Source organism: Halomonas sp. SIMBA_159 (assembly GCF_046536035.1).
In the GTDB taxonomy this organism is placed as follows: domain Bacteria; phylum Pseudomonadota; class Gammaproteobacteria; order Pseudomonadales; family Halomonadaceae; genus Vreelandella; species Vreelandella venusta_A.
In genome coordinates, this window is record NZ_JAWJBT010001085.1 from 1 (window position 1) to 253 (window position 253).

Here is a 253-nt window from a genome sequence, read left to right on the forward strand (position 1 = left end):
GGGCCTTTATTGTCCTGTGTCCACCGTCACAGCCGTCCGCACCCGCGTCAGGTTAAAAACGCACCCATACCTAACCTGTGATCCCGAAAAGGTCACACGGATGTCGTAAACTCCATCTATCGATCGACGATGGAACCGTGCGGGAGGCTTGAAATGACCAACGAAGCGATGAGCTGGATCTGGATCGGTTTCGTCGTCCTGCTGGGCGTTGGCCTGGTGACCGGACATAAGGTTTTCTAGCGCCGCGTCTCCC

General features: G+C 56.5%; 1 protein-coding gene. It reads right to left on the reverse strand.

Annotated elements, in window-relative coordinates; all coding sequences use genetic code 11:
- Positions 1-6 precede the first annotated feature (6 nt).
- Positions 7-253: hypothetical protein (locus R0J87_RS22620; RefSeq protein ID WP_498889145.1), on the reverse strand; the 247-nt coding region annotated here is incomplete at its 5' end.